26 protein-coding genes and 1 other annotated feature are annotated in these 22,519 nt (G+C 45.2%); of the genes, 24 read left to right on the top strand and 2 right to left on the bottom strand.

Features of this window, described 5'->3' with window-relative positions:
- Positions 1 to 19 precede the first annotated feature (19 nt).
- Entirely contained in the window at positions 20 to 1,264 is a 1,245-nt protein-coding gene (locus QFZ80_RS25630) for an N-acetylmuramoyl-L-alanine amidase (RefSeq protein ID WP_307553227.1), read from the bottom strand.
- Between the two features lie 146 nt (positions 1,265 to 1,410).
- On the opposite strand from QFZ80_RS25630, the gene QFZ80_RS25625 reads away from it, so the two are divergent.
- The 20 genes from QFZ80_RS25625 (at position 1,411) to QFZ80_RS25530 (ending at position 18,094) form a co-directional block, all read left to right on the top strand.
- Positions 1,411 to 1,653: a DUF4321 domain-containing protein gene (locus QFZ80_RS25625; RefSeq protein ID WP_307446653.1), complete on the top strand. Its 243-nt coding sequence runs from the start codon at positions 1,411 to 1,413 to the stop codon at positions 1,651 to 1,653.
- A 55-nt stretch (positions 1,654 to 1,708) separates the two neighbouring features.
- Positions 1,709 to 2,311 (top strand): Maf family protein, encoded by a 603-nt coding sequence (locus tag QFZ80_RS25620; RefSeq protein ID WP_307553228.1) that lies wholly within the window; start codon positions 1,709 to 1,711, stop codon positions 2,309 to 2,311.
- 120 nt (positions 2,312 to 2,431) lie between these two features.
- A complete protein-coding gene (locus tag QFZ80_RS25615; RefSeq protein ID WP_307553229.1) occupies positions 2,432 to 2,881 on the top strand; it encodes an RrF2 family transcriptional regulator in 450 nt (149 codons plus the stop codon).
- A gap of 111 nt (positions 2,882 to 2,992) precedes the next feature.
- Positions 2,993 to 3,682 (top strand): RadC family protein, encoded by a 690-nt coding sequence (gene radC / locus QFZ80_RS25610; protein ID WP_307553230.1) that lies wholly within the window; start codon positions 2,993 to 2,995, stop codon positions 3,680 to 3,682.
- A gap of 36 nt (positions 3,683 to 3,718) precedes the next feature.
- Positions 3,719 to 4,753 (top strand): rod shape-determining protein, encoded by a 1,035-nt coding sequence (locus QFZ80_RS25605; RefSeq protein ID WP_056836326.1) that lies wholly within the window; start codon positions 3,719 to 3,721, stop codon positions 4,751 to 4,753.
- Between the two features lie 21 nt (positions 4,754 to 4,774).
- Positions 4,775 to 5,638, top strand: coding sequence for a rod shape-determining protein MreC (gene mreC / locus QFZ80_RS25600; RefSeq protein WP_307553231.1), 864 nt, complete (start codon positions 4,775 to 4,777; stop codon positions 5,636 to 5,638).
- Between the two features lie 13 nt (positions 5,639 to 5,651).
- On the top strand, positions 5,652 to 6,179 hold the full coding sequence (mreD, locus tag QFZ80_RS25595) for a rod shape-determining protein MreD (RefSeq protein ID WP_307553232.1): 528 nt from the start codon (positions 5,652 to 5,654) through the stop codon (positions 6,177 to 6,179).
- A 72-nt stretch (positions 6,180 to 6,251) separates the two neighbouring features.
- Positions 6,252 to 6,911 carry a septum site-determining protein MinC gene (gene minC, locus QFZ80_RS25590; protein WP_307553233.1) on the top strand — a complete coding sequence of 220 codons (660 nt, stop codon included), beginning with the start codon at positions 6,252 to 6,254 and terminating at the stop codon, positions 6,909 to 6,911.
- A 40-nt stretch (positions 6,912 to 6,951) separates the two neighbouring features.
- Positions 6,952 to 7,746, top strand: coding sequence for a septum site-determining protein MinD (minD, locus tag QFZ80_RS25585; RefSeq protein WP_307553234.1), 795 nt, complete (start codon positions 6,952 to 6,954; stop codon positions 7,744 to 7,746).
- Between the two features lie 7 nt (positions 7,747 to 7,753).
- On the top strand, positions 7,754 to 8,902 hold the full coding sequence (locus QFZ80_RS25580; protein ID WP_307553235.1) for an FtsW/RodA/SpoVE family cell cycle protein: 1,149 nt from the start codon (positions 7,754 to 7,756) through the stop codon (positions 8,900 to 8,902).
- Between the two features lie 111 nt (positions 8,903 to 9,013).
- Positions 9,014 to 9,907, top strand: a complete 894-nt coding sequence (locus QFZ80_RS25575; RefSeq protein WP_307553236.1) for a M23 family metallopeptidase — start codon at positions 9,014 to 9,016, stop codon at positions 9,905 to 9,907.
- Positions 9,900 to 10,775 (top strand): M50 family metallopeptidase, encoded by an 876-nt coding sequence (locus tag QFZ80_RS25570; protein WP_307561756.1) that lies wholly within the window; start codon positions 9,900 to 9,902, stop codon positions 10,773 to 10,775. The genes QFZ80_RS25575 and QFZ80_RS25570 overlap by 8 nt, the downstream gene beginning before the upstream one ends.
- Positions 10,776 to 10,798: 23 nt before the next feature.
- On the top strand, positions 10,799 to 11,962 hold the full coding sequence (locus QFZ80_RS25565; RefSeq protein WP_307561754.1) for an Rne/Rng family ribonuclease: 1,164 nt from the start codon (positions 10,799 to 10,801) through the stop codon (positions 11,960 to 11,962).
- Positions 11,963 to 12,014: 52 nt separating this feature from the next.
- Positions 12,015 to 12,103: a sequence feature (ribosomal protein L21 leader region), on the top strand.
- A gap of 12 nt (positions 12,104 to 12,115) precedes the next feature.
- Positions 12,116 to 12,427 (top strand): 50S ribosomal protein L21, encoded by a 312-nt coding sequence (gene rplU, locus QFZ80_RS25560; RefSeq protein WP_029194673.1) that lies wholly within the window; start codon positions 12,116 to 12,118, stop codon positions 12,425 to 12,427.
- Positions 12,428 to 12,438: 11 nt separating this feature from the next.
- A complete protein-coding gene (locus tag QFZ80_RS25555; protein WP_307553239.1) occupies positions 12,439 to 12,792 on the top strand; it encodes a ribosomal-processing cysteine protease Prp in 354 nt (117 codons plus the stop codon).
- Positions 12,793 to 12,796: 4 nt separating this feature from the next.
- A complete protein-coding gene (gene rpmA / locus QFZ80_RS25550; RefSeq protein ID WP_307553240.1) occupies positions 12,797 to 13,108 on the top strand; it encodes a 50S ribosomal protein L27 in 312 nt (103 codons plus the stop codon).
- 223 nt (positions 13,109 to 13,331) lie between these two features.
- Positions 13,332 to 14,087, top strand: coding sequence for a Spo0B domain-containing protein (locus QFZ80_RS25545; protein WP_307561752.1), 756 nt, complete (start codon positions 13,332 to 13,334; stop codon positions 14,085 to 14,087).
- Between the two features lie 52 nt (positions 14,088 to 14,139).
- A complete protein-coding gene (gene obgE, locus QFZ80_RS25540; RefSeq protein ID WP_307553242.1) occupies positions 14,140 to 15,441 on the top strand; it encodes a GTPase ObgE in 1,302 nt (433 codons plus the stop codon).
- Between the two features lie 555 nt (positions 15,442 to 15,996).
- Positions 15,997 to 17,070, top strand: coding sequence for an anthranilate phosphoribosyltransferase (locus QFZ80_RS25535; protein ID WP_307553243.1), 1,074 nt, complete (start codon positions 15,997 to 15,999; stop codon positions 17,068 to 17,070).
- 247 nt (positions 17,071 to 17,317) lie between these two features.
- Positions 17,318 to 18,094, top strand: a complete 777-nt coding sequence (locus QFZ80_RS25530) for a C40 family peptidase (protein ID WP_307555963.1) — start codon at positions 17,318 to 17,320, stop codon at positions 18,092 to 18,094.
- Between the two features lie 61 nt (positions 18,095 to 18,155).
- Here the strand turns inward: QFZ80_RS25530 and QFZ80_RS25525 are convergent, their stop codons facing one another.
- Positions 18,156 to 18,665 carry an NUDIX domain-containing protein gene (locus QFZ80_RS25525; protein WP_307561750.1) on the bottom strand — a complete coding sequence of 170 codons (510 nt, stop codon included), beginning with the start codon at positions 18,663 to 18,665 and terminating at the stop codon, positions 18,156 to 18,158.
- Positions 18,666 to 18,832: 167 nt separating this feature from the next.
- On the opposite strand from QFZ80_RS25525, the gene QFZ80_RS25520 reads away from it, so the two are divergent.
- From QFZ80_RS25520 to pheA, 4 genes are read left to right on the top strand one after another with little or no spacing between them, the layout of a single operon-like run.
- A complete protein-coding gene (locus tag QFZ80_RS25520; RefSeq protein ID WP_307446599.1) occupies positions 18,833 to 19,315 on the top strand; it encodes an ACT domain-containing protein in 483 nt (160 codons plus the stop codon).
- Between the two features lie 30 nt (positions 19,316 to 19,345).
- Complete coding sequence (locus QFZ80_RS25515) at positions 19,346 to 20,632, top strand: homoserine dehydrogenase (RefSeq protein WP_307561748.1); 1,287 nt, start codon at positions 19,346 to 19,348, stop codon at positions 20,630 to 20,632.
- A 27-nt stretch (positions 20,633 to 20,659) separates the two neighbouring features.
- Positions 20,660 to 21,637: a homoserine kinase gene (thrB, locus tag QFZ80_RS25510; protein ID WP_307561745.1), complete on the top strand. Its 978-nt coding sequence runs from the start codon at positions 20,660 to 20,662 to the stop codon at positions 21,635 to 21,637.
- On the top strand, positions 21,634 to 22,497 hold the full coding sequence (gene pheA, locus QFZ80_RS25505) for a prephenate dehydratase (RefSeq protein WP_307553247.1): 864 nt from the start codon (positions 21,634 to 21,636) through the stop codon (positions 22,495 to 22,497). Before thrB ends, pheA begins: the two co-directional genes overlap by 4 nt.
- Positions 22,498 to 22,519 lie beyond the last annotated feature (22 nt).

The raw sequence follows: 22,519 nt of genomic DNA, 5'->3' as shown, positions 1-22,519 counted from the left end.
AGTTTGGACACACTGCTTTTTATTTGTAATAGCGATTGAGCAAGGCAGCAATCTCTGCACGGGTAAGAGTTTGACTAGGTTTAAACGCGGTATCCGTTATACCATCAATGATGCCCTTATTTCTTAGCGCATAAATGGCCTTAGCACTCCATAATGTCTCAGGTACATCGTTGAAAGATGCAGATGATGCTGCAACAGGCGGGTTATTCGTCGTGGTAGACGACATTTGCAAAAGACGATCGAAGAGAAAAGCGACTTCACCTCTCGTAATCGATTGATTGGGTCTAATCGTTCCATCAGAGTAGCCTTGCAGGAGGTTTAAGTTTTTGGCTTTGGCAAATACAGGGCTTGCCCAATGGGAAGACGGCAAGTCTTTGTAATTTTGCTCAGCCGGAGCTTGGCAACCATAAACGATGGCTGTCACGGTTCCGCTCGGCTCACAGACAGCTTTCAACTTGCTGAATGTAAATACCCGATCCATTAATGTGAGAAATTCTGCTCTTGTTAAAGCACGTTCCGGTTCATAACGATTAGCAATACCTTCAATGACTCCTTTATTCTTCATCCGCAAAATCGCATCTCTGGCCCAATGACCAAGTGAATCTGTAAAAAGGGGCGGCGTATAAGCAGCAATCCCATTTGCAATGCCTGAAGCCATTTTAGACCGAACCGAATCGCTTGCAAGCAAAGCTGCGTCACTTGTTTGGCTAAGGAAGGCGGTTTCTACGAGAATACTCGGAATTGTTCCCATTCTGGCTACATAAACAGCACTTGGAATGAGACCTAGGTTTTTGGTACCGACAGCAGCGACTAGTGAATCCAAAACTCGCTGTGCGAGGTCTTTGTTGTACGGAGTTAATTGTTTCATTGCTTCACTTGCTGGATAATCCTCTTGTGGATAATCATTATCGTAGTAGAGAACCATGGTTCCGTTCGCCTTCGCGCTCGGATGTGCATTAGCGTGGATAGATACGAATAAATCCGCTTGTAGCGTATTTGTAAATTCGACGCGCTGTGCGAGCGACCAATAGGAGTCATCTGTTCTTGTTAAGACAACTTCGTAACCTTTTGCGATTAGCTCGTCCCGCACCTTCTGGGTAATGTCCCAATTGACATCTTTTTCACGGAGACCGTTTACACCGATCGCTCCAGGGTCACTTCCCCCATGTCCGGCATCTAGGACAACTTTGTAAGCGAATGCTTGATAAGGAAATACAAATGTAAGTAATAAGGATAAAAGGATAAGTCTTTTAAGTAGAGTCATAAGTTGAAATACCTCCGCTAACTATCTTACTAGGATCGGCTTACGTTGTAAGCTGGTAAGAATCACCATCCTATCATATTTTTACTTGGAAAAAAGAAGAGTCTACCCGTATAATAGGGCTTGTACATAAAGAGAGGATGACAGGAATGAAAAAAGGTACCTTCACATTGATCGTATTTTTAATCGTCGGTTTAATTACCGGGATTATCATAGGCCAGCTGCTGGCTGCAGTGCCTGCTCTCGCATTTTTGACCAAAACGGCCCAAATTTCGTGGGAGCCCAAGGCCGATTTACAAGTCGTGAAATATGAGTTCCATCTTTTGGTGAAGCTAAACCTGTGCAGTATTCTTGGATTAGTGGGGGCATACCTCCTGTATCGTAAGGTGTGACTGGATTGCCTTTGGAAAGCCTATTCATATTACAATCAGCTAGGAGTTGTTTCTTTTGAGTAATTCCCCTAAACAAAGACTTATTCTTGCTTCGTCTTCGCCGCGGAGGCAGGAACTTATTCAATCACTTGGTTTACCCTATATCATTCGGGTTAGTGACGCAGATGAGACCGTCGAAGAAAAAATATCGCCTGCTGAGCTCGTAGAAGTGCTCTCTTTGCGTAAAGCCTCAACTGTATTAGACATGTTTGAAGCCAGTGAAAAAGAAGGAATCATCATCGGTTCTGACACCGTTGTTGTCTATCAAGATGAAGTTTTAGGTAAACCGGTGGATGAACAGGATTCTTTCCGGATGCTTAAATCCCTTCAAGGCAGTACGCATCAGGTTTACAGTGGAGTTGCTTGTGTAGACGCGGCTACAGGTAAGCAGGTCGTCTCACACCGTGTGACACATGTGAAGATGAAGTCCATGTCTGACGCACAAATTTTACGTTATATCGCCACAGGAGAACCTAAGGACAAAGCTGGTTCTTATGCGATTCAAGGGATCGGGGCAACGATCGTGGAATCTATTGAAGGTGATTACTTTACTGTTGTTGGATTGCCGCTTTCGCTGCTCAGTGACCTACTACTAAGTTTTGAAATCCAAGTTTTATAATCATCAGATCGAGGCTGGAATATATGTCCAAAGTAGGACTCATACATTGACTGTGTAATCTGTAACGGTTACAATGACAGTAAGCGACATGACTTCGCATTCTTCAGGGAGGTATTTGCCATGAACAGCGAATTTACAATAGCCGTCCACAGTCTCGTATTTCTGGCTCATTTACCGGATCATATGGCAACCAGCGAAGAAATTGCTGTGAATGTATCTACCCATTCTGCTCGTATACGTAAAGTTATGGGCTTTCTACGAAAAGCAGGTTACGTTTCGACCAAAGAAGGAATCGGTGGCGGATTCATACTTAGCTGCAATCCGGACGAGGTGACACTCGGCGAAATTTACCGTTTAACTTGTCAAGGTTCCTTGAAGCCGAGCTGGTGCTCTGGTGATGAGAATAAGACCTGCGTCATTTCATCCAAAATGGATCTATTGATGGGGAAGGTTTTCATTGACGCAGAGAAGCAGATGGAAATATACTTTGATGGACATACCATCGGCAGTATGCTGGAACAAATCAGAGCGTTAGAATGTCCACAATCGAATAAAGAGCAATTGTCCTAGAAGCCCTCGGATCTTACAAATCCGCGGGCTTTATTTTGTTTTATGAGCACTTATCCGTATGAATGGGATGCGTTTAAGTAACACAACCTACATAATGAAAGAGGGGAATTCATGGAAGTCACAAGCTTGATGTTACGAGAAGTACCGCAGGAGGAAAGACCAAGAGAGCGCATGCTCCAATACGGAGCAGGGGCATTAAGTCACGAAGAATTGCTGGCCATTTTACTTCGAACAGGAACTGTGTCGGAGTCAGCGCTGCGTCTAGCAGGTCGTATATTAAGCGAAAGCGGCGGGCTGCGCAGCCTTGTTGACATGAGCAAAGATCAGCTTACCCAAATCAAGGGAATTGGTGATGCGAAGGCTTTACAAATTCAAGCCGGGATTGAGCTCGGACGCAGACTGGCTAAGAGTGCATTTGCAGAGCGAGTTACGATTCGTTCTCCCAAGGATATCGCAGATTTAGTGAGTGAGGATCTTCGCTATTTGCAGAAAGAACATTTCGTCTGCTTATTTCTCAATACGAAGAACCATTTGCTTGCGCAGGAAACATTATCGATGGGCAGCCTGAACGCTTCCATTGTTCATCCTCGTGAAGTGTTTCGCGCGGCAATCAAACGCAGCAGTGCTTCGATCATCTGTGTACACAATCATCCAAGCGGTGATCCAACTCCAAGTCCGGAGGATATTCAACTCACGCATCGGCTAATGGAGGCAGGAACTATTATTGGTATTGAAGTGCTAGATCATGTTATCATTGGTGATCAGAGATTCATAAGTTTGAAGGAACAAGGCTTTATGTAATATAATAGATATCGCAATAGGAAAGGAGCAACTGCCATGTTCGGTGGTTTTACGAAAGATTTAGGAATTGATTTAGGTACAGCGAATACACTGGTTTATGTAAAAGGCAGAGGAATTGTCGTTAGGGAGCCTTCCGTGGTTGCTCTACGTACTGATACAAAAACAATCGAGGCTGTCGGAGACGCCGCTAAAAAAATGATCGGTCGTACACCAGGCAACATTCGTGCGATTCGTCCGATGAAAGATGGGGTTATTGCCGATTTTGAGACCACCGCGACGATGATTCGCTACTTCTTAAGACAAGCACAGAAGCAGCGTTGGTTGTTCCCGCGTCACCCGAATGTGATGGTTTGTGTGCCTTCAGGCATCACAGCTGTTGAGAAGCGTGCTGTTGAAGATGCAACGAAGCAGGCTGGAGCGCGCGAGGCTTACACGATTGAAGAACCTTTCGCAGCAGCGATCGGTGCCGATCTGCCCGTGTGGGAACCAACAGGAAGCATGGTTGTCGACATTGGAGGGGGGACAACGGAGGTTGCTGTCATCTCTCTTGGAGGGATTGTAACGAGTCGTTCCATCCGAATTGCAGGCGATGAAATGGACGAAGCCATCACTCAATACATTAAACGTACGTATAATTTGATGATCGGGGAACGTACATCCGAAACGCTTAAGCTGGAAATCGGGTCGGCACTTCCTATGGACAAGCCAGAGTCCCTCGAAATACGAGGGCGCGATCTTGTTTCCGGATTACCGAAAACGCTAAGTGTTAGTTCCGATGAAATTACGGAATCATTGACAGACACGGTAAATGCGATCGTTGAGGCTGTGAAGGTTACTCTCGAGAAATGTCCACCTGAATTATCAGCGGATATTATGGATCGCGGAATAGTGCTGACGGGTGGCGGCGGCTTACTGCGTAATCTTGACCGCCTGCTTGCCAGAGAAACCGGAATGCCAGTACTCGTCGCTGAGAACCCGCTAGATTGTGTGGCGATTGGAACGGGTCGCGCTTTGGAAAATATCCATTTGTTCAAGAACAGATCAGGGTCCAGTTCGAGATATAAGCGTTAATATTCGTTAGAAGGTGCTAATTTGTTTAAATTTATGGGCAACAAGAGGTTGATTTTTCTGATGTTCGGTCTAGTCTGCTTTTTTATTTTGATGGGACTGACACTCGGGAACCGGGCACCCATGACGTGGCCGGAGAAATTCGTCAAAGACTCGGTATCATGGACGCAAGGACTCTTCTACAAGCCCGCTGCGCACGTAGCGGGTTTCTTTGAAGACATCCGTCAACTAAGAGTCATCTACGAGGAAAATAAGACGCTGAAACTAACTCTTACGCAGTATGCACGAGATACACAGCGTTTGAATGAGCTAGAATCACAAAACAAGCGATTAATGGAGGCTCTTGGCTTCACAGAAAGACAGCGTCAAGCTAACGTGTATACGTATCGCATTGCTGAGGTTGTAACCATTGATCCGGATCCGTATAATAGCACGGTTACCATTAATTTAGGCGATAAAGATGGCATCAAAGAGAATATGGCCGTCATGACCGTAGATGGGTTGGTCGGCAGGGTGAGTAAGGTGTTTGGTTTCCATTCCAATGTTCAATTACTCACGGAAACCAATGATACTGATAATAACTCTAAGGCGATTGCTGTCACGGTGAAGGGGAATGAGAGTCAACCTTTCGGGATGATTGAGTCTTATGACTCCAAAACCGGCGAGCTTGTGATGAACAAGGTCGAACATGCTGACGATATGAAAATCGGAGAAACCATCATTACATCAGGCATGGGGCAAGTATTTCCTAAGGGCATTGAGGTAGGGACAATCTCTTCCATAGGTCCAGGGGAATTCGGCATTACATACAAGGTTATGGTGAAGCCCAAAGCTTCGTTCAATCGTATCCGTGAAGTGTTTGTTGTCGAAGTCCCGGAAGTGAAATGAGGTGAGCCGTTAAGTGATTCGACATCTATTGTGGCTCATTTTACTCGGTTTGTTTATCCTGCAAGGAACCTTGCTTGTTTGGCTGATCCCTTCATCATGGCAATCTAACGTTAATGTTACACCCCATTTAACACTTGTATTCATTTTGTTTATCGGACTTTTTCATCATCGTCATACTGCTTTAATTTATGGGCTTTTGTTCGGACTATTGCATGACTTTAACTATTATGGATCGATGCTAGGTGTATATTCCTTCGGTATGGGGCTTACTGGCTATTTGGCCGGACTGGCGCAGCGAAGGCAGCCAAATTTGATTTTTTATAACTTACTCATAACAGGCGTTGGTTTGCTCTTGTTTGAGTTTATTAACTATGGTATCAATCGGTTGTTCAAACTCATTGATATTGATTTGAAGTTTGCTCTCACCCATTACATGCTTCCGAGTGTTCTATTTAATCTGCTTGTCGCCTTGATTTGCTACGTTCCCATCCGCAAGCTGCTTGAAGGAAAGCGGATTGTGCCGTCCGGAAACGAAGATTAATTTTCCAGGCTCCAAGCAGGAGAATTCAGGACATGAACCGAAATGTATAGGTTGGGAGGTCGTATCGCAATTATGTCTGTTACAAAGCACCATGTGATGATAAAAGGGGTCAAGGATGGCCTTGTTTTTTTGCTAAATGATGCATGCGAATGGCAAATCTTGCTGAAAGAGCTGCAGCACAAGCTTGAGAAAACGCATCAACAAATATTGACTGGACCGATTATTCATGTGCACGTTAAATTAGGCAGCAGAGAAGCGACTGAAGAACAGAAGGAAGAGATTCGGTCCGTCATCAGGCAAAAAGGCAACCTGCTAATCCAATCGATCGAAAGTGAGACGTCAAAAGAGGAAGCTGCAGAAGAGTCTGCGGTTTCTATGACAACGCTCAAAGGAATGATTCGGTCGGGACAAACCCTACACAACGAGGGTGATTTATTATATTTAGGCGATGTTAATCCTGGCGGAACGATTACATCTACAGGGAACATTTATATAATGGGGTCGCTTCGCGGCATGGCTCATGCGGGTGTTGACGGTGATGAGAATGCGATTATTGCTGCTTCTCATATGCGTCCCACGCAACTTAGGATTGCCGGAATCATTAGCCGTCCACCAGATGAATGGGGAATCGATGAGGCTTTCATGGAATTTGCTTATGTAAAAGAAGGTAAAATGGAAATCGACAAGCTGCACCAGCTTCATCGTATTTGGCCGGAACCGAATCTAAAATAATCGTTTGTATGTGTGAAAATAGCGTGTGGGGTGAGAAAATATGGGAGAGGCAATCGTCGTCACTTCAGGAAAAGGCGGCGTTGGTAAAACAACGACATCTGCGAATCTTGGAACGGCACTAGCGCTTTTAGGGAAAAAAGTTTGCATGGTAGATACCGACATTGGACTGCGCAATCTGGATGTGGTCATGGGTCTGGAAAACCGAATTATTTACGACCTTGTGGATGTTGCAGAAGGCCGTTGCCGTTTGCCGCAAGCATTAATTAAGGATAAGCGCTTTGATGAGCTTTATCTTTTGCCAGCTGCTCAAACGAAGGATAAGCATTCTGTATCGCCAGAACAAGTAAGGGATATTATTTTGGAGCTCAAAAAAGATTTTGAATTTGTCATTATCGACTGTCCAGCAGGCATCGAACAAGGCTTCAAGAATGCCGTAGCCGGAGCAGACAAAGCGATCGTTGTTACCACACCGGAAAATGCGGCTGTACGTGATGCTGACCGCATTATCGGTTTGCTAGAGAATGAGAAAATCTCCTCACCTAAGTTAGTTATTAATCGCATTCGTCCATTGATGATGAAGAAAGGCGAGATGCTGGATATTGATGAAATATGCTCGGTACTCGCCATAGATTTGTTAGGGATAGTTCCAGATGACGAGCATGTGATCAAAGCAGCCAACTTAGGGGAACCTACCGTGATGAATCCGTCTTCGCGCGCAGCCATTGCTTACCGCAACATTGCTCGTCGCATATTGGGTGACACGGTCCCTCTCATGCAGTTGGAGGACAAAAGCGGCTGGGTCAAACGTATGAAAAAGTTTATCGGAATAGGTTGATCGTCCAATGCTTGCCAAACTTAAAAACATAGATATTCCTATTGTTGTCATTTTGTTTGCCTTTATGGTCATTAGTACGATGCTTGTATATAGTGCATCTATTGATCATCCTAAAATTAACGTTAGTATTACGAAAATACTCGTCTTATATGGTGTTGGTCTAGCAGCGTTCGTTGCAAGCAGTTTATTTGATTATCGAGTACTAATCAGAATCGCTCCCTATCTTTATGGTATCGGCATCGTTTCTTTGGTCGCAGTCTACTTTTTTGGGACGAAAATTCATGGGGCGCGTGGCTGGTTTGAGCTCCCGGGCGGCTTAACCTTTCAACCAGCGGAGTTAGTGAAATTAATTCTAATCGTGGCTGTAACTGCACTGTTGGCAAGACGTAAAGGCGATTTACTGCAAATCAAGAATGATATTATCCCAGTCGGTGTGGCTGTGTTGATCCCGTTTATCTTGGTCCTCATTCAACCTGATCTAGGGAATGCGATCATTTTTGTGATCATTCTTTTGGGTATGATTTGGATTGGTAATATTAAATATTCGCATGTCTTACTTAGCACCGTTGTACTCATAGGCGCTGGATTCTTGTTCTTGACATTATATAATTATTTCCATCAATCCTTGTTTGATATGCTTAAGGGTTATGGTTTTAGTCATTGGATGGATCGTATCGATACATTCCTTTATCCGCAAGATGTGTCTGATGATGATAATTATCAAGTCCGTAATGCAGTAAGGGCGATCGGTTCAGGAGGGTTGGAAGGCGAAGGTTTTCTGAAAGGTACTTCTGTTCATAGTAATTTCATTCCATTCGCGTATTCCGATTCGATTTTCGTCGTTGTTGGTGAGGAATTCGGTTTCCGCGGGTCAGCGGTTCTATTGTTGATCTATTTTTTACTCATTTACCGCATGATCCTCATCTCGATCCAGAGTACTCAGCTTAGTGGAGCTTATATTGTGGTAGGTGTGGTTTCTATGTTCGTCTTTCAAATTTTTGAAAATGTCGGGATGATGATTGGTATCATGCCGTTAACGGGAATCACTCTCCCATTCGTCAGTTATGGGGGAACTTCTCTACTGATTAACATGCTTTCATTAGGCCTCGTGATGAGCGTAAAGCTGCATCAGGAACGTGAACCTGAATTTTTCTAAACATATATAAATTACAGTGCCCCTGACCTTGGTCAGGGGCTTTTTTTGTCCACATAATCTTGTCCCTCTTCTCATAGGCTGTACAAAGGTAAACGATAGGGAGGGGCTTCCATGGAAGTCAAAGATAAAGTGAAACAGCGTAGGATAGAACGACTTCGCAATTTGCGCGAAACGTCTGATCTTTCTAACGGGAGTGGAAGTCCGGTGAGACCCTCTCGATTTAGGGAGAATTCGTTGCCCATACATCATCATTCCGAAGTACCTCTCTATGTGGATTCTGAATGGAAACGAAGAATGGAGGATCCAGAGTACGCATGGCGGCAAAAATTATTAAATGACACAGCATTAGTGGGGCGAGATTATCTGAGGGATGGTGAAAGAGGGTTGTTAGCACCGCCTTCTCCTAGTAAGATTGCGGTCAAGCTGTTCATCAGCTGTGTTTTGTTTGCAGCGCTGTACGGGATGTTCCAGCTTAATCAGCCCTGGGCAAATCAAGGGAAGCAAATCGTGACCTCTTCGCTTACACAGTCGTACGATTTCTCGTCACTGTCAGCTTGGTATAGCGATAAGTTTGGTGGGTCACCTTCGTTCATTCCCAGTTTCAACCGAGAAGGAACTGAGGCCATAAGAGTGAATGCCTCCAAGCGCACCTTTTTTTCTCCTGCAAAGGGAAGTATTCTTACGCGATATGATGGAACTTCCCACTTGGGAGTTCATTTGAATACCATTGAATTTGCACCGGTTTATGCATTGGATACAGGTCAGGTCATTTTCTCCGGTGTAGCTGCAGAAACGGGCCTAACGATTGTGATACGCCATCCAGGAGGTCTTCAATCTTTGTACGGCGGATTGAGCGAGGCCAATGTCGAGGTAGGAGACTGGATGAAAGTTGGTGAACCCATCGGTAAGGCTTCCAAGAAGGATCCTGCGAAGGGAACGCTGTACTTTGCCGTTACGAAGGATGGGCATCCCGTTAATCCATCGGATGTGATCAGCTTTGATTAAATGGGCCGGAACTACGTATCGATTCCACCCCTTATTTACACTCATTATGATTGGCTCTGCCATTACAGGCTACTTTCTGGAGGCTGTTACGTTATTTGGCATCGTACTGGTTCACGAGATGGGTCATTTGGCTGCTGCTAACGGCTTTGGGTGGAGGGTGCGGGAAGTACAGCTTCTGCCTTTTGGAGGCGTCTTGGTCGTTGATGAGCTTGGAACGGCTCCGACACGTGAAGAGTTGATTGTGTCTCTAGCTGGGCCGCTTCAGCACGTATGGATGATTCTCGTTGCACTTTTAATGAAATGGGTGGATGTGGGCGCAAGCAGTTGGTGGGATTACTTCATCGAAGCTAATTTGATGATTGGCTTATTTAATCTCATTCCCGTCATGCCGCTCGATGGTGGCAAAGTGATGCAGTCATTGTTAGGGTATTTATTGTCCTACCATAATACGATTTTATATACAGCATGGATCAGTATGATCTTAAGTCTGGCTATTATAGTCATAGCCATTATCCAACTGATCAGCGGACACCTCCCGCTCAATATATTAGTCATCGGTATTTTCTTGCTTGTATCCAACTGGTATGCTTATCGGCAGCTTCCCTACCACTTTTTTCGCTTTCTTATTGGACGCGGGAACCGTATGAGTCAACTATTGAGCCGTGGGACATTAGCACAGCCGATTGTCATTACGAGACATCGCACTATGGCGGAAACACTGAAGCTTTTTATGCGGGAAAAATATCATTTAATCTATATCGTAGGAGAAACGGGGCGCATACAAGCCGTATTGCCGGAACAGCAATTAGTGAGCGGTTATTTGGATGGAAAAAAACCGGGGAGTGCAGTTTCCGATCTTTTCATGTAAAATAACTGTTGAGGTGAACGTGTATGAAGCAACTTATAATTCACTGCGCACCTGATCTTACACAAGCGGCATTGCTTGAAGAAAGTCGTCTTGTTGAGTATGATACGCAGTATCCGCTTGATTCTCAAAGAGCAGGCAGCATCTACATGGGTCGCATCGTCAACGTCCTTACCGGCATGCAGGCGGCATTCGTCGATATCGGTCTTGCGAAGAATGCCTTTCTATATATAGACGACCTCCTACCCGTCCACTTGGACAAGCAGCCTAAGATTAAACCCTCAATAACGGAGCTCGCCGAAGTCGGTCAGACGCTGATGGTGCAGGTGACGAAGGATCCGCAGGGAACCAAAGGTGCAAGAGTAACAACACATATTTCTATTCCTGGCCGCTGGATTGTTTATATGCCAGACGCCGATTATATTGCTATATCCCGTAAAATTGATTTGGACGCAGAACGGCAGCGCCTCAAACAGCTTGCCGAGGGCAGCTTGCTTCCTGGTGAAGGTGTTATTATACGAACGGGTGCTATTGGTCAAAGCGAAGAAGCTATTCGTGATGATTTGCAAAATTTACGAGAATTATGGTATGCCATCGTGTCCAAAATGGAAGAGGCACATGCGCCAGCACAGCTATATCAGGATCTTGATCTCCTTCCTAGATTAGCCCGAGATGTCATAACGGATGACGTTCAAGAAGTTTGGCTAAATGACGTTAAAGTGTACGAAGAGATGAAACAGTTACTGCGTAAACAGCAGCCAAGTTGGCGGGGACGCGTAGCTTATTATGACCGCAAGATACCGTTGTTTGATCAGTTTGGTGTTACGGAAGAGCTGAATCAGAGCTTTAGGCGTAAAATTTGGCTGCCTAGCGGCGGATATTTAATATTTGATCAAACCGAAGCACTTACCGTGATTGATGTGAATACAGGAAGGTATACCGGCTCCATTGATTTAGAACAGACTGTCACCGATATTAATCGAGAAGCGGCCAGTGAAATTCCAAGGCTTCTGCGTCTTCGTAATATAAGAGGCATTATTATTGTTGATTTTATAGACATGAGTTCGGAAGTGAATCGAGCAGCCGTGATGGAGAACATCACACAAGCCGTGCGTAAGGATCGCTCCAAAACGATTATTGTCGGTTGGACCAAGCTAGGCCTGCTTGAGATGACGCGAAAGCGGAAATAATAATTGCATTACAAAATGTTTCTGTGATATAATACTCGGAGTGTGTTGTTTAGGCATGCTGTAACCGCACGAATCGGGTCTAAGCACGGATTTGGATGTGATCCTAACCGTCACCTGGACAAGGCGAGTCTGAGACATGAGGAGGTAATGAAAATGTACGCAATTATTGAAACAGGTGGTAAACAGTACAAAGTTCAAGAGGGCGATGTTCTTTACATCGAAAAATTGAACGCAGCTGAAGGTGAAGTTGTTTCTTTTGATCGTGTGTTCTTGGTTTCCAAAGAGAGTGGCTTAGTAGTAGGTGCTCCGTTGGTTGCTGGTGCTTCAGTTTCCGCGAAAGTGGAAAAACACGGCAAAGGCGCTAAAGTCATCGTTTATAAGTACAAGCCGAAAAAGAACTATCACAAAAAGCAAGGTCATCGTCAACCGTACACAAGAGTAGTAGTTGAGAAAATTCAAGCGTAAGAGGCAGCCTTATGATCTATGTGACCATAGAGCGTCTTGCACCGGATTCACCTCAGATCTCATCTTTTGTAGTGGAAGGCCATGCTGAATATGACGTACCTGGCAAAGACTTAGTCTGCGCTGCAGTATCGGCGGTAACGTTCGGTACTTATAATTCGATTGAATCACTAACGGGCGTGATTCCCATTCACGAGATAGAACGAGGCTTGATGGATGTTACAATACCAGAAAGTACACGATCTGTTCCGGAGACATGGAATAAGGTCCAATTGATTCTAGAATCGATGGTCGTCATGCTACAAACCATTGCAGACAATTACGGTGACTATATAACGATTGAAACAATCTATCACAAAGGAGGATAACACCATGTTGAAATTGGATCTCCAGTTTTTCGCTTCCAAAAAAGGGGTGGGTTCCACAAAGAACGGACGTGACTCACACGCTAAGCGCCTTGGCGCTAAACGTGCTGACGGTCAAACCGTTACTGCGGGAAGCATTCTCTACCGCCAACGCGGCACGAAAATTCACCCAGGAACGAACGTAGGCATCGGTTCGGATGATACACTTTTCGCTTTGGTACAAGGCGTAGTGAAATTCGAGCGTTTGGGCCGCGATCGCAAAAAAGTGAGCGTATACCCAGTTGATGTAGCTCCTGTGGCTGCAGCTTTAGAAGCGTAATATGAATCCCTGGCGAGCGATAAGCCCGCCCAGGGATTTTTTTCTAATTCGAAACAAACCTAATATAGGGATCTTTGGTCGGAGACCAAAGTCTCTCATCTAAATAAACGCGGTCACGCATCTCGAAGGGCAGAGGTTTTCTCATTTGTTTGGTGAAGTTTGCTAGTACATCATGATATACTGGATGAACGGTTACAAAGCAGGAGAACGGAGCGAACGGGAAATGAAGCGAGCGGGCAGTACGCAAGTTTATTTATTAGCACTTGTGCTCATAGGACTGACGGGGATGATGTTTGTGGAACCCTGGATTGTCAGGGGCGCTTTACTACTGATCATAGTCTTTTGCGGTTATACCGCCTTCAAGTTGGAAGCGAGTAGATTGGAAGAGAAATGGAGCCAAGAGCTCCGTCAACAGGAACAACAGGCTCAACAGAGGTTAATTCAGGTCATAAATCGCTTACGTCACGATTGGATGAACGATACCCAAATTTTGTTTGGTTATATTCAGTTAAAGAAGTTTGATAATTTACAGCCTTATATGGAAAAAATAAAAATGACTATGCAGCAGGAAAGTAATCTCTCCAAGTTAGGTGTTCCATCGTTAATTGCTTTCTTGCTACTCTTTCGCGTCCAGTCGAAATCATTGGAGCTGGAAGTTGAATTAGATCAAGAAATCAATCTTGGACAACTTCCTCTGCATGACGGCCTCATCGAAAGATTGGTACGCCAAACCGTGGAATGCGTTCAAGAGCATGCTGCGGCAAGTGACGGTGAAAGTGGTACACTCAGCTTGGAATTTGATGTTCAAGAAGATGGCTTACTGCTTGATTTTGTATATCAAGGCCCCTATAACCGGGAGCAACTTGAAAAAGCCGTGAAGGAAACCTTACTATCGAAAGTAAATTCTTATTCACTGGTGCATAATGATTGGCAAGAGGAAGAAGCGGTCATCACATTGCGGTTACCGTTTCGTACATAATAAAGGGATCTTTGGTCCAAGACCAAAGTCTCTCCTTAGTTGAGGTGTAGAAATGTTTGTTGATAAAGCGAAGATATTTGTTAAAGGTGGCGACGGTGGCGATGGTTTAGTTGCTTTCCGCCGTGAGAAATATGTACCAGAGGGCGGACCAGCAGGTGGCGACGGGGGAAATGGCGGCGATGTTGTTTTCCGTGTAGACGAGGGTCTACGAACACTGATGGATTTCCGCTATCAGAAGCACTTTAAAGCAGAGCGCGGCGAAAAGGGCCGTAACAAGTCGATGCATGGCGCTAATGCAGAGGATATGGTTGTTCGCATCCCGCCGGGCACAACCATCATCGATGATGATACTGGGGAGGTTATCGCCGACTTGACGCGTCATGGTCAAGAGGTTGTTGTGGCCAAGGGCGGTCGCGGCGGCCGGGGCAACACACGCTTCGCAACAGCACGCGTAACAGCGCCAGAAATTGCTGAGAACGGCGAGGAAGGCGTGGAGCGTTGGGTCGTACTTGAGATGAAGGTCATGGCCGACGTCGGCTTAGTAGGCTTCCCAAGCGTTGGAAAATCCACGCTATTGTCGGTTGTCTCTGCCGCAAAACCGAAAATTGCGGCGTATCACTTTACAACCCTTACCCCGAACCTCGGGGTTGTGGATGTTGGTGATGGACGCAGCTTCGTCATGGCGGACCTTCCTGGTCTTATTGAAGGGGCCCACGAGGGCGTGGGACTCGGTCATGAGTTCTTGCGTCACGTGGAACGGACGCGAGTGATTGTGCATGTCGTGGACATGTCTGCAGCAGACGGCCGCGATCCTTACGAAGATTTCCTCAAGATTAATGAGGAAATTAAGCTATATAATGCCAAGCTGGAGCAGCGTCCGCAAATTGTTGTTGCCAACAAGATGGATATGCCGGAATCAGAGGACAATCTGGCCTTATTCAAGGAGCAGATGGCGGCAGATGGCAAAGAGTTTGAGGTTTATCCGATCTCTGCTTTGACACGAGGCGGTGTACAGGAGCTTCTCTACAAGATCTCAGACATTGTAGAAAGTATCCCGAATGCTCCTGAAGTAGAGGGTGTAGCTGATAAAGAAGAGCGTAAAGTGTATCGCTTCGAGAAACGCGAGGAGAATGATTACACGATTCGTCGAGAAAACGATGTATTCATTGTTGAAAGTCCTTCAATTGAGAAGTTGATTAAACGAACGAACTTCAGCACACAGGACGGCATCGCTCGCTTTGCTCGTATTTTGCGTAATATTGGGATTGATGATGAATTGCGTAAACGTGGAGCTGTCCATGGGCAGACGATCCAAATTGGTGATTTTGACTTCGAATTTGATGAGAAGCACTAGAACAAGGGAAACACTTATCCTAAGGATGAGTGTTTTTTTTGCGTTAAGAAGTTGAAATTGTGGGGCAAGTCAGGGCTTACTCCTTATTTAGCATGGTAAGCTATGGATTTTGCTGAGCTGAGTGAGATTGGTGGATACATGCTTAATGAGTCGGTAAAATAATGATTCGGTAATATGACTATGTTTTTCTGTGCAGTTTTTCTGTGTTTTGATTTCTTTGTTTTGACTTCAGTTTTCCGGTTCTTGGAAGAAATGGGGATTTAGATACGCAAGTTGTACAGTGTACAACAATTTCATTGATTTCTTTCTTGAAAAGCTCAGGATGTTGTATGTTGTACAACAATTTAGCCCTTTTCCATGCCGTAGAGCTGTTTTTGGCTGGAATTGTTGTATTTTTTATGGCCTTAGCCTTCCTTTTTACGTTAGAATGCGAATTAATGTCATAAAACTTGACACATAAAAAGAAAAGGATTACGATTTTACTAATAAACACAATAATATGTCAGTAAATATAACACTCATTGAAGTGCAACTACATGAGGAAGGAGGAATTTGATGAAAAGATGGATTCAAGCGATAGGAACAGGTATGCAAGGATCACGTGATTTATCTTATGAGGAAGCTGTAGAAGCCGCACATGAGATGGCTAGAGGAGATTCCACAGACGCTCAATGCGCAGCTTTCTTAATGGCCCTATGTATGAAAGGGGAAGCTGACGAAGAGTTGATGGCATTCATTGATGTTTTTCGCAGCTACTCATTGAATTACCATACTTTTGCGGATTCACTCAATTGTGCGGGACCAACGGAAGGCCGGCAATATTTTCCCGTCACGCTGCCAGTTAGCCTCTTGCTTGCTTCTGTGGGTTTCTCCCAGGTACTGCATGGAAGTGATTCACTTCCGCCGAGACAGGGGACCGCTATGAAAGAACTATTAGAAAGCTTTGGCGTCGCGATAGATGTGTCAGTGAAAGCATGGGAAACGATGTTATTTCACCTGCATATTGGGTTTCTTCATACAGATCAGCTTTGTCCGCCGCTTGGGAAACTGAAACAGGTTCGCGAGCAGTTAGGATTGCGAACAGTGATGAATACCGTTGAGAAAGTCATAAATCCCGTACGTTCAATGAATATGATTATAGGCGTCAATCAGCGAAAAGCGATGGAATCTCTGATTCCCATATCGATCCGATCTGGCTTTCAAAATGTGTATATTGTCAATGGAATTGAAGGATCCGAGGATTTGCCAATCTACCAGAACAGTACAATAAGGATCGTAACCCCTTGGGGAGATGAATCGCGCTTGGTTGAACCGCAGAAATTTGGTTTTCTGAGTGAGCCCCTGCTGCCTTTAAGTAAAGATGATCAGGTTGCCATGGTGCGGCGCATTATTGCTGGAGAAGATTCAGAGGAATTGAAGCGTGAACGTGATCATGTCATTTTTAATACAGGACTTCGATTGACTTGGTTTGATAAAGTAGGCAGTTATGAAGAAGGCTTTCAACTAGCAGATTCGCTGCTGCAAAGAAAAGAAGCCCAAAAAGTCATGCAGCGATGGGTGGATCAGAGTCACCACTTTACGCTTCAGGATCATCCGAAAATACGTGACTCCTCCGCCAAAATTGGATAAAGGTCTTTCCTGTGTGCTGTATTTAATTCAGCTAAGGGGAGGCTTTTTTTGTTTCCATCTACTAGTGAATTAGAGGTATATTGCCAACTAATTTGTGCTCCTACCCACTAAAAGAAAGCCTGTATTACGAACACGTATGAAGGATAACAGCTTTCGGAGCTAGGTAGTCTGGCTTAACGGAAGAAGATGCTAGTTATTCATGCTAATGATTCTCGTTATGCAACCAAAATACTAGGAGGCCAACATGATGAAAAAACAACTACTGACCCTCGTACTTGTACCAGCACTTATCTTTGGCGCTGTCACAATTCCTTTACCTAAAGAAGCTTCGGCTGCATCAACTGGTCGAATTATTAACAGTGTCAGTCTTCGCCAAAGTGCGGATGTGAATTCTACGCGTATCCGGTACTTGAAGGAAGGCGAGAAAGTTACCATCCTGTCCAAAGTGAACAGTTGGTGGTACAAAGTGAAAGCCTCTGATGGCCGTGAGGGCTACATAAGCACAAGCGCCAAATACATACAAGCATCAGGTGTTACATCGCCTGGCGATTCCAACACCGGCAGTGGTACTGGAGGCTCAACAAGTGCAAATGTTCAAAAAATTATTGCTGCGGGTAAGAAGTATCTAGGCACGCCCTATGAATATGGATCAAGTCGTGATAATACAAGAACGTTTGATTGCTCTGACTTTGTTCGGCAAGCTTTCTTGGATGGCATTGGAAAGAAGCTGCCAAGTGATTCTAGAGGTCAAGGGAGTTATGTGAAATCTCTCGGGCATGCCAAAACAAATTGGCAGGATCTGAAGCCTGGAGATCTCATGTTCTTCATGTCTTACAAAGGGACAAGCCAATCGAATTACAGCGGTATTAATAAGTCTACACAGACCATTACGCACGTGGCTATTTACTTAGGAAATGGACAAATCTTGTCGACATACTCCAAAGACAGTGGTGGTGTTCGGATAGATTCTATCGACAATCGCCACTGGGAGTATCGTTTCTTATTTGGAGGCAGTGCGTTATAATATGAGCCGTACAAAAAGGCAGAACTCGAGAAATCGATGTCTGCCTTTTTTGCTATTCTTATTAAGTCTGCAAGGGATCTACTAATGGGTTCCAGTGAATAGTAGGTTCACCTGTGTCCAGTTGAATTCCTGCTGAGCCTACCCAGGGGTACCCAGTAAGGCCTACGCTGAAATAATGTTCAAGCAAGCATCGAAAAATAAAAGGGATTGGGCGTTCCAGCACATGTTCTTTTGGAATCCAATGTAGATCCCCTTCGGGTGTGACGATTCGCGGGTTCACATCCGTCGTTCCGATATAAAAAAATTGCTGGCGAACTTCTTGTCCATTTAATCGAAGTAAGACATACTGCATGCGCAGCCCTTGGATTTCATCATGCTCAATGCCAGTCTCCTCCCACACTTCGCGCAAACAGGCTGCCCGCGGGTTATTCAATTCACTTGGCTCCAGGTGACCGCCAATAGCTGCCCATAAACCTGGTGATAGCGAACGCGTTAAGGAGCGTTTCATCATTAGTAATTCGTTCTGGCTGTTCCATAGGAGAGCCGTAGACATCATGCGTAATGTAATCATGGAGGCGATCCCTTTCTAATCTAGTACTATCAGCTTATCATAGTGAAGTTAGATGCTGCAAAAGATGAAAGAATAAGATGTGAATTGCCTATTGCTTCAATCCGTGTGATTCGATATAATGTCCTCTATAGAGGAACATTGGTCTTTCCAGAGAGGACGGTGGTGAAGTGCCGGAAAGCAAAGAGTTTTTACAAACGATCAAGCACACCGGTCCTGAGAGGTACTACTTAGTCCGGGAAGATATATTGCCAGAAGGAGTACTCAAGACAGCTCAAGCTAAGGAATTGCTTGCACGGGGTGAAGTAAAAACAATTCACGATGCCGTTGAACAAGTCGGACTCAGCCGCAGCGCTTTCTATAAGTATAAGGATGGAATTCATCCTCTCAGCAAACTGGAACGAGAACGCATTATCACAATATCCATGGATTTGGAGCATCGGTCCGGGATTCTGTCTCGTGTGCTGGCTCTCATTGCTAATTTGGATGGGAATGTATTAACGATACATCAGACTATTCCTCTACAGGGTATGGCGAATGTCGTCATTTCCGTAGAGACCTCCTCGATGGGGGAGGAGATCCGTCAAATGATTAATCGACTTCAAGCGCAAGAAGGGGTCAAGCGTGCCATGGTCATTGGTCAGGGCAGTTAAGTTAGAAAAACTATTCAGGAGGTAAGATACATGAAACCCATCAAGGTTGGTTTACTCGGATTAGGTACAGTAGGAACAGGTGTAGTCCGCATTATCGAAGGTCATCAAGAGGATTTGCAGCGTCAAACAGGCTCATCCATTGAAATTTCAAAAATTTTAGTACAAGATAAATCAAAGATTCGCAACATCTCAGTGGATGCAAACAAACTGACTGAACAAGTATGGGACGTTATTGGCGATAGCGAGATTGATGTTGTCGTTGAAGTTATGGGCGGAATTGCTGCTACCAAAGAGCATATTTTAACTGCGCTAGGCAATGGCAAGCACATCGTGACGGCGAATAAAGATCTTATGGCCATGCATGGTGCTGAAATTTTGGCAAAAGCTGCTGAACACGGCTGCGACGTATTTTACGAAGCTAGTGTTGCCGGCGGCATTCCGATCATTCGTGCACTCGTAGAGGGCTTCTCCTCTGACCGTATTACGAAGATTATGGGCATCGTGAACGGCACAACCAATTACATTTTGACCAAAATGAGTCAAGAAGGCGCTGCTTATGCCGATGTCTTGAAAGAAGCACAGGATCTTGGCTACGCAGAAGCAGACCCAACATCTGATGTTGAGGGGTTGGATGCAGCTCGTAAGATGACCATTTTATCGACACTTGGCTTTCACGCCAATGTTGCTCTGAGTGATGTAGAAGTAAAAGGCATATCGAAAGTATCTAAAGAAGATATTCAATATGGCAAAAAATTAGGCTACGAAGTGAAGCTGCTTGGAATTGCTGAAAATCATGATGGTCATATCTCTGTGAGTGTACAACCTACAATGGTGAAAAACTCGCATCCGCTTGCTTCCGTGAATGGTGTATTCAATGCTGTGTATGTAACAGGCGAGGCAGTAGGCGAAACAATGTTCTACGGTGCTGGAGCAGGCGAACTGCCGACGGCAACATCCGTCGTAGCGGATTTGGTTGCCGTTGTGCGTAACTTGAGACTGGGCGTGAATGGACGTACGGTACTGGCACCTTACAAAGAAATGAAGCTAAAGACGGACGAACAGATTGCTTCCAAAAACTTTATTCTTCTGCACGTTGAAGATAAAGCGGGCGTACTTGCACAAATTACACAAATTTTTGCTCATCACGAAGTTAGTTTGGAGTCTGTATTCCAGCACCCGAACCAGTCCAATCCGAAGGCTGAAATTATTATTATCACACATGATGCGAACCAAGCCAGTATGAAAAATGTGCTGAGACAATTCGAATCTATGGATGTTATTCACGCCATCAAAAGCGTTTATCGCGTAGAAGGCTAAATTATTGAAAAGAGGCGCAATTTCGAAATGAGTTATAAGGCAGTGCAAAAGGTAAGAGTGAAAGTTCCGGCAAGCACGGCAAACTTAGGTCCTGGCTTTGACTCACTGGGGATGGCCTTGAACTTATATGCCTGGATTGACATGGCGATCTCGGATGAAACGACGATTCATTTAATCGGTGATCAGATGTACGGAATTCCAACGGACAAGTCCAATTTAATTTATAAAGTCGCGCAAATGGTATTTGAACAGGCGGACGTTTCTCACCCTGAGCTGGACATTACCATGTATAGCGATATTCCACTCACACGCGGTCTAGGCAGCAGCGCGTCAGCCATTGTTGGTGCGCTTGCCGGCGCCAATGCCCTAATCGGCAACAAGCTCACGCAGTATGAGCTGTTCCAAATCGCGAGCCGCCTGGAGAAGCACCCAGACAATGTCGGGGCTAGCTTGTTCGGCGGGATCGTGGTTGCATTCTGGGACGGTGAGAAAGCCGAATCTATTCGAATAGAGCCAGACATTAATTTGGAAGTGCTGGTGGCGATACCAGCATTCCAGCTTTCTACTGAGAAGGCGAGAAGCGTCATGCCGAAGCAAGTAGCCATGAAGGATGCGGTGTTCAACCTCAGCCATTCTTCCTTGCTTGTTGCCGCGCTAGCTACCTGCAACTTGGGAATGATCCGCCATGCCATGAAGGACGCGCTGCATCAGCCTTACCGTGCAGAGCTCATTCCCGGCATGAAGACGCTGCTTGAGCAAGCGGAGAACCACGGTGCGCTAGGGGTTGCACTTAGCGGAGCTGGACCGACGATGCTTGCGCTAGTGGATGCACGAAGCGGCCAGAAAGAGGAGCTGGAGGCATTCCTGAAGGATACGCTTGCTAAGGAAGGTATTGAAGCGCAAACGCTATGGCTAAAGCCGAGTGGAGAAGGCGTGGCGGCAATTCTACTGCAAGAAGGTGACGGGGATCTGTTATCCTTCGTTGAAGGGGAGGTTCTTGCATGAAGCGGGTTGCCATCCTAGGACCAAGTACCTTTTCGGAAGAAGCTACCCGTCATTTTTTGGGTGAAGACTTTACTTACGTTTCATACAAGCTAATTTCTGAAGTGTTCAATGCGACAGCGTCAGGCGAAACGGAATTAGGTGTCATTCCCATTGAAAATACGCTTGAAGGTTCCGTTCATTTGCATGTCGACTGGCTCGTTCACGAGGTTGATCTGCCCATTCGGGCGGAGTGGGTTTTTCCCATTGATATGAATCTCATTGGGTATTCGAATCCTGACGGACAAACGGAAGCTTCGAATCCATATGGACATATTCGTAAGGTATTATCTCATCAGGTCGTCCCTGCACAGTGCAGTAGATTTATGAAGCAGTATTTGAGCGAAGCAGAGTTTGAGCAAGTAAGCTCCACGGCAGAGGGAGTACGAATAGTATCGACGCTGCAGGACCCGACCGTGGCTGCTATCGGAACGGCTATTGCATCTACAAACTACGAAGTTCCTATGCTGCAAAGGGAAATTCAGGATCATAAAGACAATATGACCCGGTTTTTGCTGGTTGGTACCGAAGCGTCAGAACTGAAGTCCTCGGAAGACATGAAAACAACCATTCTTGTCACCTTGCCTGAAGATTACCCAGGTGCCCTGCATCAGGTGCTCTCTGCCTTCGCGTGGCGCAGAATTAATCTTTCGAAGATTGAATCTAAGCCGACGAAGAAGAAGCTCGGTACTTATTATTTCTATATCGATATTGCTGGTTCCCTGGATTCAGTTCTCCTGCCATCTGCCATTCAAGAAATTGAAGCGATTGGTTGTCAGGTTCGAATTTTGGGTTGTTATCCGAGTTATTCGTACACAAGTTAATACCATACTTCCCTTGCGTTCA

Source organism: Paenibacillus sp. V4I7 (assembly GCF_030817275.1).
Lineage (GTDB): Bacteria > Bacillota > Bacilli > Paenibacillales > NBRC-103111 > Paenibacillus_E.
This window is presented reverse-complemented; position numbering and strand designations above follow the sequence as displayed.

Bases quoted from the DNA above. Each gene is read 5' to 3' on its own strand.
- QFZ80_RS25630 (WP_307553227.1), bottom strand. From the start codon at position 1,264: ATGACTCTACTTAAAAGACTTATCCTTTTATCCTTATTACTTACATTT.
- QFZ80_RS25625 (WP_307446653.1), top strand. From the start codon at position 1,411: ATGAAAAAAGGTACCTTCACATTGATCGTATTTTTAATCGTCGGTTTA.
- QFZ80_RS25615 (WP_307553229.1), top strand. From the start codon at position 2,432: ATGAACAGCGAATTTACAATAGCCGTCCACAGTCTCGTATTTCTGGCT.
- radC (WP_307553230.1), top strand. From the start codon at position 2,993: ATGGAAGTCACAAGCTTGATGTTACGAGAAGTACCGCAGGAGGAAAGA.
- QFZ80_RS25605 (WP_056836326.1), top strand. From the start codon at position 3,719: ATGTTCGGTGGTTTTACGAAAGATTTAGGAATTGATTTAGGTACAGCG.
- minC (WP_307553233.1), top strand. From the start codon at position 6,252: ATGTCTGTTACAAAGCACCATGTGATGATAAAAGGGGTCAAGGATGGC.
- minD (WP_307553234.1), top strand. From the start codon at position 6,952: ATGGGAGAGGCAATCGTCGTCACTTCAGGAAAAGGCGGCGTTGGTAAA.
- QFZ80_RS25580 (WP_307553235.1), top strand. From the start codon at position 7,754: ATGCTTGCCAAACTTAAAAACATAGATATTCCTATTGTTGTCATTTTG.
- QFZ80_RS25575 (WP_307553236.1), top strand. From the start codon at position 9,014: ATGGAAGTCAAAGATAAAGTGAAACAGCGTAGGATAGAACGACTTCGC.
- QFZ80_RS25565 (WP_307561754.1), top strand. From the start codon at position 10,799: ATGAAGCAACTTATAATTCACTGCGCACCTGATCTTACACAAGCGGCA.
- rplU (WP_029194673.1), top strand. From the start codon at position 12,116: ATGTACGCAATTATTGAAACAGGTGGTAAACAGTACAAAGTTCAAGAG.
- QFZ80_RS25555 (WP_307553239.1), top strand. From the start codon at position 12,439: ATGATCTATGTGACCATAGAGCGTCTTGCACCGGATTCACCTCAGATC.
- rpmA (WP_307553240.1), top strand. From the start codon at position 12,797: ATGTTGAAATTGGATCTCCAGTTTTTCGCTTCCAAAAAAGGGGTGGGT.
- QFZ80_RS25545 (WP_307561752.1), top strand. From the start codon at position 13,332: ATGAAGCGAGCGGGCAGTACGCAAGTTTATTTATTAGCACTTGTGCTC.
- obgE (WP_307553242.1), top strand. From the start codon at position 14,140: ATGTTTGTTGATAAAGCGAAGATATTTGTTAAAGGTGGCGACGGTGGC.
- QFZ80_RS25535 (WP_307553243.1), top strand. From the start codon at position 15,997: ATGAAAAGATGGATTCAAGCGATAGGAACAGGTATGCAAGGATCACGT.
- QFZ80_RS25530 (WP_307555963.1), top strand. From the start codon at position 17,318: ATGAAAAAACAACTACTGACCCTCGTACTTGTACCAGCACTTATCTTT.
- QFZ80_RS25525 (WP_307561750.1), bottom strand. From the start codon at position 18,665: ATGATTACATTACGCATGATGTCTACGGCTCTCCTATGGAACAGCCAG.
- QFZ80_RS25515 (WP_307561748.1), top strand. From the start codon at position 19,346: ATGAAACCCATCAAGGTTGGTTTACTCGGATTAGGTACAGTAGGAACA.
- thrB (WP_307561745.1), top strand. From the start codon at position 20,660: ATGAGTTATAAGGCAGTGCAAAAGGTAAGAGTGAAAGTTCCGGCAAGC.
- pheA (WP_307553247.1), top strand. From the start codon at position 21,634: ATGAAGCGGGTTGCCATCCTAGGACCAAGTACCTTTTCGGAAGAAGCT.